Here is a 12,837-nt window from a genome sequence, read left to right as displayed (position 1 = left end):
GGGAGGTTGCTGGGGATCTAGCCCCGACGCAACCGCAGCACGCTGTCCGCGCGCTCGCCGACCACCCCGTCCGGGCTGGTCGAGGGCGTGTGCACGAGCTCGGCGGTCTCGACCCGCCACTCGGGGCCGAGCTCTAGCTGCTCGAGCACCTGCTCGATGGTCGGGAACACGTGCGCGTGCATCTGACTGGAAGCCCAGCTCGGCGCGGCCGCGTGCGCGCCGATCACCAGCACCCCACCCGGCGCGACGGCCGCGGCCGCACTGCGCAGAATGCCCGCCCGCTCGTCGGGGCGTTCCACCGGCGAGTGCAGGAACTGCGCGGACACCAGGTCGAACGTGCCGTCCGGGAAGCTGACCTGCAGGTCATGGCGTTCCCAGGTGATCGTCACGTCGGTCGCCCGCTGTGCACCGCGCCGCATCGCGGTCTCGGAGATGTCGACCGCGGTGACCTGCCACCCGCGCTTGGCCAACCAGATCGCGTCCGCGCCCTCGCCGCAGCCCAGGTCCAAGGCCGTGCCCGGCGCGAGCTCGGAGACCTCGCGCACCAGCAGCGGGTTCGGGTTGCCGGTCCAGACCTGCTCGCGCTCGCGGTAGAAGTCTTCCCAGAACTCTTCGGCGTTTGCCACGGTCTCGGTCATCGATACTCCTGATCGGTCAAGGTTAACGGCCTGATCGATAGTGCATCCAGACCCCGGATCACCGCCAGAAAGCTTGCTGTTTCAGCAAATGTGTTCCCGGTCTCGACGGGATGCGTAACCAGCAGTGCGGTCCGCCTACTATTACTTGCGTGACGCGCGGTTACCCCAAGACGGACGAGGCGCCGCGTCGTCGCGTCGACGCAAGGACCGAGCGGTGGCGCGAACATCGCGTGCAGGTGCGCATCGAATTCGTCGACGCCGCGTTCCGGGCACTGGACCTGGTCGGCCCCGATGTGAGCATGGGCGATATCGCCAAGGAAGCCGGCGCCGCCAAGCCGAAGCTGTACCGCCATTTCGAGGACAAGACCGACCTCTACAACGCGATCGTGGACCGCGTGCGCGACATGCTCTGGGAGCGCGTGCTCACCAGCGTGAACCTCACCGACGATTCGATCGCCGAACTCGTGCACACCGCCGCCGTGGAATACGTGGCGGTGGTGTCGGAACACCCCAATGTCTTCCGGTTCATGCTGCACAGCCATTTCAGTCAGCAGGCCAAGGAAACCGAACGCGCGTTGGAAGCCGCACGCCAATCCGCAAGGCGCGCAGCGGAATTCTTCGCCGGACTGGTGCCGACGGAGTCCATCGATGTGACCGGGATCGAACTGGTGAACTATTCGATTTTCGGCGCGGTGGCCTCGGCGACGGACTGGTGGTTGGGCGCGAATCAGCGCGAGGTGTCGGTGATGCCGGTCGAGCGGTTCATCGATTATCTGGCGGAAAGTATCTTGGCGTTGGCGCAGGCGCACGCCCGGTTCAACGGAGTCGCGATCGACCCCGCTGAACCGTTGCGCGACGCGTTCAGTGCGTAGTTGACCCGCTGTGGAGTCTCCATAGCGGCGACACAGGCCCGTGACCTGCGCCGAGGTCGTACGAGGCGGCCAGGCATCGGTAGGTCCACTCCTTCGCGAACTCCACCGCGTCGGGCACCGAGTACCCGTGGGCGAGCGCGCTGGCAAGCGCCGCCGCCAGAGTGTCACCGCCGCCGTGATCGTTGCCGGTGGCGATCCGCAGCGCGGTGAACTCGCGGAACGTATCGCCGTCATAGAGCAGATCGGTGCTGAATTCCGACGCGCGCAGATGCCCGCCCTTCACGATCGCCCACCGCGCACCCAGCGCGTGCAAGGCTTCGGCGGCCTTGCGCGCGGTCATGTCGTCGACCACTTCGATGCCGGTGATCAGTCGCACCTCGTCGAGGTTCGGCGTGACGACAGTGGCCAATGGAATCAACGTATTGCGCACTGCCTCAAGGGCTTCCGCGTGCAGCAGCGGATCGCCGTGCATGGAAGCGGCCACCGGGTCGACCACCAACGGAATGGTCCCGTCGCGCCCGATTCCGAGCTCACGGCACACTCCCGCAACAGCTTCGATGATCGCGGTCGACGCCAGCATCCCGGTCTTGGCCGCGCCGATGCCGATATCGCGCACCACCACACGCACCTGATCGGCAACAACGTGCGCCGGAATCTCGTGAAAACCACTGACCCCCACCGTGTTCTGCACCGTCACCGCGGCAACCGCCACGCACGCGTGCACCCCGCACAGTGCCATGGTTCGCGAATCGGCCTGGATGCCCGCACCGCCGCCGGAGTCGGTGCCCGCGATGGTGAGCGCGCGAACGGGTGTCTGGCCATCGGGGGTCAGCGGCAACATCTTCACGCCCCAACCCTACGACCGTGCGCCGGGTTCCGAGACCCCACCCGCGCAGAAGTAAATGAAAACCATTATCATTAACTCGTGACCAACTCTCCGACACCGCTGCCCGTCACCGTCCTGTCCGGTTTTCTCGGCGCGGGCAAGACCACGCTGCTCAACCACATCCTCGCCAACCGCGAAGGCCGCCGCGTCGCGGTGATCGTCAACGACATGAGCGAGGTCAATATCGACGCGGCGCTGGTCGCGGGCCAGGGGCACCTCGACCGCACCGAGGAAAAGCTGGTCGAACTCACCAACGGCTGTATCTGCTGCACCCTGCGCGAGGACCTGATCGAGGCCGTGGCCCGCCTGGCCCGCGACGGCCGTTTCGACCAGTTGGTGATCGAGTCCACCGGCATCTCCGAACCCATGCCGGTGGCCGCCACCTTCGACTGGGAGTTCGACGACGGCTTCCGCCTCGGCGACCTCGCCCGCCTCGACACGATGGTGACCGTGGTCGACGCCTCGACCTTCCTGGCTGAACTGGTTCGCGGGGAGGCGCTGGCCGAGCGCAATCTCGAAGCAGGCGAGGGTGATTCGCGCAGTATCGCGGACCTGCTGGTCGACCAAGTCGAGTTCGCCGACGTGCTGTTGATCAACAAAACCGACCTGGTCAGTGCGAACGCCGCCGCCACCGTCGAGGCGACCGTACGCAAACTCAACCCGCGAGCACACGTACTGCGCACCGAGAAGGGCGTTGTCGACCTGTCCGAAGTGCTGGCCACCGGCCGCTACAACCCCGAGGTGTCGGCCGAATCCGACGGCTGGGCGCAGGAATTGGCGGGTGGACACACTCCCGAGACCGAGGAATACGGGATCAGCAGCCTCACCTTCATCGCCGAAAAGCCGTTCCATCCACAGCGTTTGGCTGATGTGTTGGCCGGGATGCGCGGCATGTTGCGCAGCAAAGGATTCTGCTGGATTGCGAGTCGCCCTGAGCTGGCAGCGATCTGGTCGCAGGCCGGTCCGAATATCACTTTCGAACCCGGCGCGTGGTGGTCGGAGCTCGAAGTTCCGGCGGGCCAGGAGTTGGTGTTCATCGGGGTGCGGCTCGACGCCGCTGGGGTTCGGCGCGACCTGAACGCCGCGCTGCTCACCGACGCGGAATTCGCGGCGGGCGCGAGCGCGTGGACCGGCTATCCCGATCCCTTCCCCGCCTGGGGTGCGCTGCATTCCGATCACTGATCGGTCTCTTCGGCACGCGTATCACACTGTGCTGGTGCATGATTCGAATGGGCCGCGACCCACGCGCCGATGAGGGGAGCGTGGGCCGCGGCATCTGGTCCTGCGGGCAATGCGGCCTCGGCTGCGTCGGCGATTCAGGCGAGTCCGGTGAAGAACCCGCGAATGTCGTTGACCAGCACTTCCGGAGCCTCGTGCGCGGAGTAGTGACCGGCCGCGTCGTTCGCGCCGCCCTGGTCGCTGCTGGTGTCGTAGGAATTCCAGCTCACGATGTTGCTGTGGTCGCGGTCGGCGAACCGGCGGATGGACTGGAAATCGCCGGCGAACATGGCCAGCCCGGTCGGGACCGTCGTCGGCTCGGTCGGCTGTTCGGTGGCGTGCGCGTCCTCGTAGTAGAACCGCAGCGACGAACCCGCGGTCCCGGTGAGCCAGTACAGCGCCACATTCGCGATCACGAACTGCGCGTCCAACGCTTCGCCGAACAGCTGCGAGTTCCAGCCGAGCAGGCCGATCGGGGAGTCCGCCAGCGCGTACGCCAGGGTCTGTGGCTGCTGGCTGTGCAGGGTGTTGAACGCCATCTTGTTCTCGTGGAACCACTGAAGATGTTGCAGCGCAGCCATATCCCCTTCCGACAGGCCCTCGAACTCGGCCGGGTCGCCGGACGGGAACGAGAACAGCTGGGTGACGTGCACACCGATCACGTTCTCCGGCGCGATCCGGCCGATCTCGGGCGACACCATCGAACCACCGTCATTGCCGATCGCGCCGTAACGCTGGTAGCCCAGACGCGCCATCAGTTCGGCCCAGGCGCGGGCGGTGCGGTAGCGGTTCCAGCCGGTGCTGCGGGTGGGGCCGGAGAAGCCGAAGCCGGGCAGCGACGGGATGACCAGGTGAAACGCGGGCTGATCGGCCGATTCGGGCTCGGTGAGCGGGGCGATCACGTCGAGGTATTCCAGGACCGAGCCCGGCCAGCCGTGGGTCAGGATCACCGGGGTGGCGTCGGGGCGCGACGAGCGGATGTGCAGGAAGTGGATGTCCTCGCCGTCGATCTCGGCGGTGAACTGGGGGTAGGCGTTGAGCTCGGATTCCAGTGCGCGCCAATCGAACTCCTCGAGCCAGTACTTCGCCAGCTCCTGCACGCGACCGAGCGGCACGCCGTAGGCATCGCCGACGCCGGACAGCTCGTCGGGGTAGAGGGCGTTGCGCAGGCGGGCGGCGAGGTCGTCGAGACGGGCCTGCGGGATGTCGATGGTGAAGGGCGTGATGGCGGTCATGTCGACTCCTGTTGGTGAAACGGAATGTTTCGTTCTGTTCCAACCGTAGCAGAACGGATCATTCCGTTTCAAGTGGTAGGCTGATATTCATGACGAAGAGCGAATCCGCACCCCGGTTGGCCGGTCGTAAGGCGCAGGCGGCCCGCAACGACGGGTTGATCCTCGAGGCTGCTCGCGCGGTGTTTCTCGACGATCCGAACGCGCCGATCGCGGCCGTCGCCGAACGGGCCGGGGTCGGCATCAGTGCGCTCTACCGGCGATATCCGAGCAAGGAGGTGTTGCTGCGCACGCTGTGTCATGAAGGGTTGCGGCGGTACAACGCGGAAGCTGATGTGGCGCTGGAGGATTCGGATGGGTGGCGGGGGTTCGTCGGGTTTTTGGAGCGGGTGGTCGAAGCTGATGTGCACTCGCTCACCGTGCATCTCGCGGGCACCTTCACTCCTGATGAAACGATGCTGCCGGACGTGATGCACTCCGGTGAGGTGACCGAGGAGTTGGTTCGTCGGGCTCATGCCAGTGGGCGGTTGCGGGCTGACGTCAATGCGCTCGATCTGGGGTTGATTCTCGAGGCTTGCTCGGCTGTTTCTGTGCCTGATCCGGTGCGCACTGGTGAGTTGCGGCGGCGGGTTCTTGCGGTGATGGTTGATGGGCTTGCTGTCGAGGGGGAGCTGCCGGGGCCTGCGCCTGCTGCCGGTGAGTTCGCTTGGCGGTGGGAACGGAGGTCCTGAGCCGGGGTTTACCGGGTCCGGGTCGGCTGTACCTTTTGCTGTGTTTTTGGAGCGCTGGCGCGCTCGAGCGGGCCCCAAGGGGCCCTGATCTTCCCTCCCTGCGGGTACTCCTTCGTCGCACCCTCCGGTCAGTCCAGATCAGGGCGGGGCCCTTTGGTAGGGACTTCCTGGTGATTTCCCGGACCGAAAAGGCGCTGTCTCTTTGGGTCGGGCCTTGTCGGGGGTTACTCGGATCGGAAAGGTGTGGGCCCTTTGAGCGGGACGTCCGGGTGATTACCCGGCCTGAGAAGGTGGTGGGTGGCAGACTTTGGGGGTTACCTGGACTAGTACGCGGAGGCGCGTTGTGAACTGGACGCTCGAGGTTGTGGTGGTGCCGGTTTCCGATATCGATCGGGCCAAGGATTTCTATGCGCGGCAGCTCGGCTTCGTCGTCGATCATGACACTGTGATCTCCGACGAGGTGCGGATCGTGCAGCTCACGCCGCCGGGGTCGGGGTGTTCGATCGTTATCGGTAAGGGCGCGGTTCCGCATATGCCGCCGGGCTCGCTGAAGGGCCTGCAACTCGTTGTTCCGGATATCGAGCAGGCGCATGCCGAACTCGTGGCGCGTGGTGTCGAGGTCACCGATATCCAAGAGTTGGGCAAGAATCCGCGCCCGGTCCCTGACCCCCTCGACAACGTCGGTTTCGTCTTCTTCAACGACCCGGACGGCAACTCCTGGGGCGTCCAACAGATCTCGAGTCGGGGCACGGGGTAACCCTCGAGGTGATTTGAACCCTGTTGGCGTGGGCAGCCGGGCGGGACCATGCACACATGCTGTTGGACAGGCCCACCGAAACCGACGAGCGACGGACCCCGCTGTACCGCCGCCCGGGCTTTCTGCGTGCGCTGTCTCCGCTCGTTCTGCTGCTGGTGTGGCAACTCGGCAGCACCAGCGGCTGGATTCCGTCGAAGAAGCTGCCCGCGCCGTCCGCGGTGCTGGACGCGGGTCTGGAAACCTACCGATCGGGCCAGCTCACCGAGGCTTTGCTGGTTTCCGGCCAGCGGGCACTGTACGGATTCGCGCTCGGCGCGGTGCTCGCGCTGGTGCTCGGGGTGCTCGCCGGCCTGAGCAAGATCGGTGAGTACGCGGTCGACCCGCCGCTACAGATGATCCGCACCATCCCGCTGTTCGGGCTGATCCCGCTGTTCATCATCTGGTTCGGCATCGGCGAGGAACCCAAGGTCTACCTGATCGCGCTGGGCGTGTTCTTCCCGCTGTACCTCAATACTTTCTCGGGTATCCGCCAACTCGACCCGAAACTGCTCGAACTCGGCAGCGCCCTGCACCTCGGCCTCGCCGAACGCCTGCGCCTGCTGGTCCTGCCCGGTGCCCTGCCGCAGATCCTGGTCGGCGCCCGCCAGAGCCTCGGCATCGCCTGGCTCTCGCTCATCGTGGCCGAACAGATCAACGCCAGTGCGGGTCTGGGCTTCGTGGTCAACAACGCCCGCGAATTCCTGCGCACCGACATCGTGGTGTTCGGCCTGGTCGTCTACAGCCTCCTCGGCCTGCTCACCGACTCGATCGTGCGCCTACTCGAACGCCGAGCCCTGCGCTGGCGCCCGGCGGTGAACCGCTGATGTCCGCATTTTCCGCCGACTCGAGGACCCACCCCGTCCCGCGAGTGGGCAGGCCCGCTACCCGCCGCCGTTCGATCGCGAGGTTCACACCATGACCGCTGCCGCCGCCACCACCGTCACGCCCATCTCCTCGCGGTCGCCCCGTGTCGCTGCCGCGCGAATCTCCGGTCTCAGCAAGCGATTCGGTGAGCGCACCGTACTCGCCGGGATCGATCTCGAGATCGGCGCGGGCGAGATCGTGGCGCTGGTCGGGCGCAGCGGATCCGGCAAGTCCACGCTGTTGCGGATCCTCGGCGACCTCGATACCGCCACTCGCGGTGAGGTTTCCGTCGACGGCAGACCGACGATCGTCTTCCAGGAACCCCGGTTGATCCCGTGGCAGCCGGTGGTGCGCAATGTCGCCCTCGGGAGGCCGAAGCCGCGCAATCGACGTGCCGACGAGCAAGCCGCCCGCGACCTGCTCGCCGAAGTCGGTCTCGCGGGCCGCGCCGACGCGTGGCCGCTCACCCTGTCCGGTGGTGAGGCCCAACGTGCCGCACTGGCAAGGGCATTGGTGGCCGAGCCGACCCTGCTGCTGCTCGACGAACCGTTCGGCGCGCTCGACGCACTGACCCGGCTGGCCATGCACGATCTGCTGCTCGGTCTGCACGCCCAGCGCGAGTTCGGCGTGCTGCTCGTGACACACGATGTGCTGGAAGCGATCACGCTCGCCGACCGCGTTCTCGTGCTCGACGAGGGGCGGATCGCCGCCGATGTGTCCATCGAACTGCCACGCCCACGCACCGCCGCGACGCCGGAGGTTGCCGAGTACGCAACCCACCTGCTCGCCCTGCTCGGTGTCACGCGCTGAACCGTCTGCGCCGCGATCCGCCCCATCCAACGCATGAAAGTTGTTCCCGTGAAACGCACTCCGAAGTCCCGTCTGACCGGTCTGGCACTCGCCGTCGTCGCCGCGCTCTCCCTGAGCGCCTGCGGTGACGACGCGTCGACCGAGGCCGCGCCTACGGGACCGGTCGACCTCAGCACCGTGACACTGAAAGTCGGTGACCAGAAGGCGATTTCGATCGAGGTGCTGTTGAAGGCGTCGGGGCAACTGGAGAACCTGCCCTACAAGATCGAATTCTCCACCTTCACCGCCGGTCTGCCGCTGGTCGAAGCGGCCAGCGCGGGTGGCATCGATATCGCTCAAACAGGCAACACCCCAGTGATTTTCGGTGCGGCGGCCGACGCGGATATCAAGATCGTCGGCGCGCTCTCGGCCACCGGCAAGGGTGATGCCATCCTGGTCGGCAAGGACTCGACCATCAGCTCCGTCGCCGCACTCAAAGGCAAGAAGGTCGCCGTCTACAAGGGCAGCTCGGCCAATGCGAACCTGCTGCTGCAACTACAGAAGGCAGGCCTGTCGCTCAGCGATGTCGAGCCGGTCTACCTCGCCCCCGGCGACGGCTACACCGCGCTCACCCGCGGCGACGTCGACGCCTGGGCCACCTGGGACCCCTACACCGCCATCGCCGAAAAGGAATCGGGCGCCAAGTCCATCGCCACCGCCGACCAAGCCGCCAACGGCTACAACTTCTGGGTAGCGGGCAACAAAACCGTCGCCGACGCGGGCAAATCCGCCGCCCTCGCCGACTTCTTCCAGCGCTACGCCGCCGCCACCACATGGTCCGCTGACAACCTCGACACCTGGTCCACCAAGTACGCCGAACTGACCCAGATCAGCGTCGACGCCTCCCGCACCACCTGGACCCGCTCGATCAAGCAACCGATCGAACTTTCCGATCAGGTCATCGCGTCCGAACAGGAAATCGCCGACGCCTTCACCAAGGCCAAGGCCATCCCGGGCAAGGTCGATTTCGAGTCGTTCGTCGACACCCGCTTCGACAAGTCGTAATCCGCACCACAGGACATCGGCGCCCGCGATCCATCTCCGATCGCGGGCGCCGTTCGCGTGACGCGCCCACTGTTCGCTCGTTGCCGGGTCAGGCTCCCCGGCGAACAGCTGAGTGATGCGCCCATTGTTCGCTCGTTGCCCGGTCAGGCTCCCCGGTGAAGCGCTGATGACTCGGTAGGTTGAGCGGCGGATCGGTCATGACCAGGAATCGGCGGTGAAGCTGAGTGGTGGGCACAAGTGCTGAGGCGTACGGATCGGTGCGCTGGGTCATGCTCGGGGTGCTGTGCGCGAGCCTGTTGCTGGTGGCGATGGATGCCACCATCCTCAATGTGGCGTTGCCGTCGCTGATCGAGGATCTGCAGGTCGGCCCGATGGAGCAGCTGTGGATCATCGACATCTACGGGCTCGTGCTCGGTGGTTTGCTGATCACCACGGGGGCGCTCGGTGATCGGGTCGGGCGAAAGTTGTTGTTCATCAGCGGGTTTGTGCTGTTCGGTGTGGCTTCGGTGGTCGCGGCTACGGCGGGGAGTGCGGCGCAACTGATCGGTGGGCGGGTGTTGCTCGGGATCGGTGGGGCGATGGTGATGCCGTCGACGCTGTCGCTGATCCGCACCATCTTCACCGACGTGCGGGAACGCACCATGGCCATCGGGATCTGGGCCGCGGTGGCGGGGGTGGGCGCGACGGTCGGGCCGATCGTCGGCGGGTACCTGGTCGAGCATTTCGGGTGGGCGTCGGCGTTCTGGCTCAATGTGCCGGTGGTGGTGCTGACGGTGGCGGTCGGGCTGTGGGTGCTGCCGGAATACCGTGCGCCCCACACGGGCAGGCTCGACTGGTTCGCCGCCGCTGCCTCGGTGGTCGGCATCGTCTGCCTGGCCTGGGGTGTCAAGCATCTGGCGAAAGGTGAAGCAACCGTGGTGGACTGGGCGATCCTGGTAGCGGGCATCGCCGCGCTTGCCTGGTTCACCCGTCGCCAGCTCACCGCCACAGATCCGCTGCTGGACGTACGCCTCTTCCGCAACGGCGCGTTCACCGCGGCCGCGCTGGCGACCCTGCTGGCGATGATGGCGATCGGCGCGGCCATGTTCCTGATCTCGCTGTGGCTGCAATACGTCCACGGCTACAGCCCATCGCAGGCCGGCATCCGAATGCTGCCCGCAGCCCTCACGCTGCTCACCGCCTCCCTGCTCACGCCGATGCTGATGGAGAAGTTCGGTGTCCGCGCGGTACTCGGGGTCGGCCTCGGCGCGGTCGCGCTGGGCTTCCTGCTGCTCGCGGTGAGCCCGGAGCCGACCACCTATCCGGTGGTCGCGCTGGTCCTGGTGTCCTTCGGCCTCGGCGACGGCATGGCCGTCACCGCAGCCGCCGCGGTCCTGGTCGGCGCCGTCCCCGCAGACCGGGCAGGCCAAGCAGGCGCGGTCGAGGAGACCAACTACGAGGTAGGCATCGGCTTCGGCGTAGCCCTGCTCGGCAGCCTCCACGCCAGAATCTTCACCCAACACATGACCGACCTCCCCGTCCCCGCCGACCGCCTCGACCAGGCAAGCGGCTCGATCGGCGGCGCCGCCGAAGTAGCCGCCGACCTCCCCGACCCCGCCCACACCCAACTGACCCAAGCCGCCACCCACGCCTTCGACACCGCCCTCACCACCACGTCCTACCTCTCCGCCGCGGTGGTAGCTGTGGTCACCGTCGTCACCGTCTGGCTGGTTCCCAAGGGATTCAAGATCACTGGCGGCCACTGAACGCGGACCTTGCCAGGTCCTGAATACCGTCGATCCGGCGTAATCGACCAATCGGACGCAGAAAATACAGAAAACCGACTTTCGAGCGCCGTTTTGGACGATTACGCCGGGCCGATGCTGCCATCACCCGTCGCGCGGTCGACGGAAGGCAAAGCAGCAGGTACCGGGGCCGCGTGGACAGTTATCCACAGCTTGAAAGTTATCCACAGGGGCGGCTGTGAACGGGGTATCGGCCTGAGTCGCCGGCGCAGAATGCCTGGCATGGACAGAATTGTCACCCGCGCGCAGTTGGCCGCCGAGGGAGTTGCGTCGAGCACGATCGGTGATCGGTGTCGTCGCGGCCGGTACGTGCGCCTGTTACCTGGCGTCTTCTGCGAAGGCACGCCGACAACTTTGGCCCGTTGCGCGGCGATCGTGGAGTGGCTTCCGGACGCGCATTTGAGTCACCGAACGGCCGCCTGGCTGTGGGCGATGTTGCCAGAGCCGCAGATTTTCGAGGCGACCGTGCCGGTCGCCCGGCGTCGGCAGACTCCATCCTGGTTGCGGCTTTACCGCCGCGATCTGCCTGCCGATGCCAAGGACGACCTGGCCCAGCTGCCGGTGACCACCGCGGCACAAACCGTGCTCGATTGTCTGACCGTGCTGCCTACTCCAGAGGCGGATGCGCTGATCGATGAACAGATCTGCCGCACAGTGGATCCGACTGAATTGACCGGCCTGTGCGAAACCCGTCGTCATGGAGTTCCCGTTTTGCGCCGACAGTTGCAACAGGCGGCGCTGCGGCCGATGTCGGAGCCCGAGCGGTTGTTCGCCCGTGCACTCGCCCGGCGAAATCTGCCTTTGGCGGCCAATGAACCTGTTGGCCCCTACACCTGCGACTTCGTCGATCATCGTGGTCGCACTGTGGTGGAGATAGATGGCTGGGAGTTCCACCGAGACAAGGTGAACTTCCGTCATGATCGACTCAGGCAGAACTGGTTGGTGATCCATGGTTGGTTCGTGCTGCGCTATTCCGCGCACGACGTACTGCGCAACCTCGACCACTGCGTGGACGAAGTCGTGGACGTGGTCCGCCGTCGGCGATCCGGTCGCGGACTGGCGTAATCGACCACTTCGGCCCCGCTCAGTCGGAAAACGGACCGAAAGCCATGCCGATTGGTCGATTACGCCGGACCAACCCTTGACGCAACCATTCGGTTGCCATACTCTGAGTTGCAACCAGTCAGTTGCAATATACGAGGAGCGCATCATGGGATTCCCTGATCAGATCGTGCGGACTGTCGAGCTCGCGCATCCGCCGGAGAAGGTGTGGGCGGCGATTACTACCGCGGAGGGACTGGCGAGTTGGTTCGGTAATACTGCCGAGATCGATCTGCGGCCGGGTGGGGCGATGCGGATGACCTGGACCGAGGGGTTCTCGGCGGATATTCGGGTGGAGCGGGTGGAGGAGCCGAGCGTGTTCGGGTACACCTGGCCGATCAATGGACTGCCCGACGAGGATCCGCGGCGCACCTATGTGGAGTTCACGCTGGAGCCGGTCGGTGCGGGGACGCGGTTGACCGTAGTCGAGACCGGGTTCGCGCAGCTGTCCGACGATGCCTACAAGGAGGCGTTCGAGGGCAATGTCGGTGGCTGGAAGAGCGAGTTGGGTGAGCTGGTCGAGTACCTCGATGCGGCCTGAGTCAGAGGCGACCGCCGAACGAGTCTTCGTCGCGCTGGCGGATCCGAGCAGGCGAGCGGTGCTGGCCGCCCTCGCCGCCGACGGGCCCGCCACCGCGACGGACCTCGCCGATCGTCTGCCCATCACGCGGCAGGCGATCACCAAACACCTTGTCCTGCTGGCAGATGCGGGCTTGGTGATCGCGGAACCGGGGGAGCGGCGCAGGGTGCGCTACCGACTCGACTCCGCTCCTATGCAAGTGGCTCAACAGTTTCTGGCCGCCATGGCCCGTGACTGGGACGGGCCGTTGGACGCCCTCCGGAAGCATCTGGACGGCTGAA

General features: G+C 66.0%; 14 protein-coding genes. 11 read left to right on the top strand and 3 right to left on the bottom strand.

The annotated features are described in order from the left end of the window. Positions 1–17: 17 nt before the first annotated feature. Positions 18–638 carry a class I SAM-dependent methyltransferase gene (locus tag ACFWVD_RS17175; protein WP_379243748.1) on the bottom strand — a complete coding sequence of 207 codons (621 nt, stop codon included), beginning with the start codon at positions 636–638 and terminating at the stop codon, positions 18–20. A 149-nt stretch (positions 639–787) separates the two neighbouring features. Between ACFWVD_RS17175 and ACFWVD_RS17170 the strand changes: the two genes are divergently transcribed. Beyond that, positions 788–1,510: a TetR/AcrR family transcriptional regulator gene (locus ACFWVD_RS17170; RefSeq protein ID WP_379243746.1), complete on the top strand. Its 723-nt coding sequence runs from the start codon at positions 788–790 to the stop codon at positions 1,508–1,510. Here the strand turns inward: ACFWVD_RS17170 and thiD are convergent. Next, a complete protein-coding gene (gene thiD, locus ACFWVD_RS17165) occupies positions 1,500–2,357 on the bottom strand; it encodes a bifunctional hydroxymethylpyrimidine kinase/phosphomethylpyrimidine kinase (protein WP_379243744.1) in 858 nt (285 codons plus the stop codon). The two genes, ACFWVD_RS17170 and thiD, sit on opposite strands and share 11 nt — an antisense overlap. Positions 2,358–2,435: 78 nt before the next feature. On the opposite strand from thiD, the gene ACFWVD_RS17160 reads away from it, so the two are divergent. Continuing rightward, positions 2,436–3,578: a GTP-binding protein gene (locus ACFWVD_RS17160; RefSeq protein WP_379243742.1), complete on the top strand. Its 1,143-nt coding sequence runs from the start codon at positions 2,436–2,438 to the stop codon at positions 3,576–3,578. A 134-nt stretch (positions 3,579–3,712) separates the two neighbouring features. On the opposite strand, the gene ACFWVD_RS17155 is transcribed toward ACFWVD_RS17160, so the two are convergent. After that, positions 3,713–4,849 carry an epoxide hydrolase family protein gene (locus ACFWVD_RS17155; RefSeq protein WP_379243740.1) on the bottom strand — a complete coding sequence of 379 codons (1,137 nt, stop codon included), beginning with the start codon at positions 4,847–4,849 and terminating at the stop codon, positions 3,713–3,715. 89 nt (positions 4,850–4,938) lie between these two features. Between ACFWVD_RS17155 and ACFWVD_RS17150 the strand changes: the two genes are divergently transcribed. From ACFWVD_RS17150 to ACFWVD_RS17110, 9 genes are all read left to right on the top strand, one after another. After that, entirely contained in the window at positions 4,939–5,577 is a 639-nt protein-coding gene (locus ACFWVD_RS17150) for a TetR/AcrR family transcriptional regulator (RefSeq protein ID WP_379243738.1), read from the top strand. A 343-nt stretch (positions 5,578–5,920) separates the two neighbouring features. After that, the gene (locus ACFWVD_RS17145) at positions 5,921–6,334 is read left to right on the top strand and encodes a VOC family protein (RefSeq protein WP_379243736.1); all 414 of its coding nucleotides are present in this window, start codon (positions 5,921–5,923) and stop codon (positions 6,332–6,334) included. Positions 6,335–6,390: 56 nt separating this feature from the next. After that, a complete protein-coding gene (locus ACFWVD_RS17140; protein ID WP_379243734.1) occupies positions 6,391–7,197 on the top strand; it encodes an ABC transporter permease in 807 nt (268 codons plus the stop codon). 91 nt (positions 7,198–7,288) lie between these two features. Next, a complete protein-coding gene (locus ACFWVD_RS17135; protein ID WP_379243732.1) occupies positions 7,289–8,047 on the top strand; it encodes an ABC transporter ATP-binding protein in 759 nt (252 codons plus the stop codon). Positions 8,048–8,080: 33 nt separating this feature from the next. After that, positions 8,081–9,091, top strand: a complete 1,011-nt coding sequence (locus ACFWVD_RS17130) for an ABC transporter substrate-binding protein (protein WP_379243730.1) — start codon at positions 8,081–8,083, stop codon at positions 9,089–9,091. Positions 9,092–9,318: 227 nt separating this feature from the next. Further along, a complete protein-coding gene (locus ACFWVD_RS17125) occupies positions 9,319–10,836 on the top strand; it encodes an MFS transporter (protein WP_379243728.1) in 1,518 nt (505 codons plus the stop codon). 93 nt (positions 10,837–10,929) lie between these two features. Continuing rightward, positions 10,930–11,940 (top strand): DUF559 domain-containing protein, encoded by a 1,011-nt coding sequence (locus tag ACFWVD_RS17120; protein ID WP_379243726.1) that lies wholly within the window; start codon positions 10,930–10,932, stop codon positions 11,938–11,940. Between the two features lie 145 nt (positions 11,941–12,085). After that, positions 12,086–12,517 carry an SRPBCC domain-containing protein gene (locus ACFWVD_RS17115; protein WP_379243724.1) on the top strand — a complete coding sequence of 144 codons (432 nt, stop codon included), beginning with the start codon at positions 12,086–12,088 and terminating at the stop codon, positions 12,515–12,517. Next, the gene (locus ACFWVD_RS17110; RefSeq protein WP_379243722.1) at positions 12,507–12,836 is read left to right on the top strand and encodes an ArsR/SmtB family transcription factor; all 330 of its coding nucleotides are present in this window, start codon (positions 12,507–12,509) and stop codon (positions 12,834–12,836) included. The genes ACFWVD_RS17115 and ACFWVD_RS17110 overlap by 11 nt, the downstream gene beginning before the upstream one ends. Position 12,837 lies beyond the last annotated feature (1 nt).

Source organism: Nocardia sp. NPDC058666 (assembly GCF_042714895.1).
GTDB lineage: Bacteria > Actinomycetota > Actinomycetes > Mycobacteriales > Mycobacteriaceae > Nocardia.
The sequence above is the reverse complement of the archived record's forward strand: the minus strand, read 5'-3'. Positions and strand labels throughout refer to the sequence as shown.

Excerpts from the sequence above, each read along its gene's own strand:
- ACFWVD_RS17110 (WP_379243722.1), top strand. The coding sequence starts at position 12,507 with ATGCGGCCTGAGTCAGAGGCGACCGCCGAACGAGTCTTCGTCGCGCTG.
- ACFWVD_RS17150 (WP_379243738.1), top strand. The coding sequence starts at position 4,939 with ATGACGAAGAGCGAATCCGCACCCCGGTTGGCCGGTCGTAAGGCGCAG.
- ACFWVD_RS17140 (WP_379243734.1), top strand. The coding sequence starts at position 6,391 with ATGCTGTTGGACAGGCCCACCGAAACCGACGAGCGACGGACCCCGCTG.
- ACFWVD_RS17130 (WP_379243730.1), top strand. The coding sequence starts at position 8,081 with ATGAAAGTTGTTCCCGTGAAACGCACTCCGAAGTCCCGTCTGACCGGT.
- ACFWVD_RS17135 (WP_379243732.1), top strand. The coding sequence starts at position 7,289 with ATGACCGCTGCCGCCGCCACCACCGTCACGCCCATCTCCTCGCGGTCG.
- ACFWVD_RS17155 (WP_379243740.1), bottom strand. The coding sequence starts at position 4,849 with ATGACCGCCATCACGCCCTTCACCATCGACATCCCGCAGGCCCGTCTC.
- ACFWVD_RS17175 (WP_379243748.1), bottom strand. The coding sequence starts at position 638 with ATGACCGAGACCGTGGCAAACGCCGAAGAGTTCTGGGAAGACTTCTAC.
- ACFWVD_RS17115 (WP_379243724.1), top strand. The coding sequence starts at position 12,086 with ATGGGATTCCCTGATCAGATCGTGCGGACTGTCGAGCTCGCGCATCCG.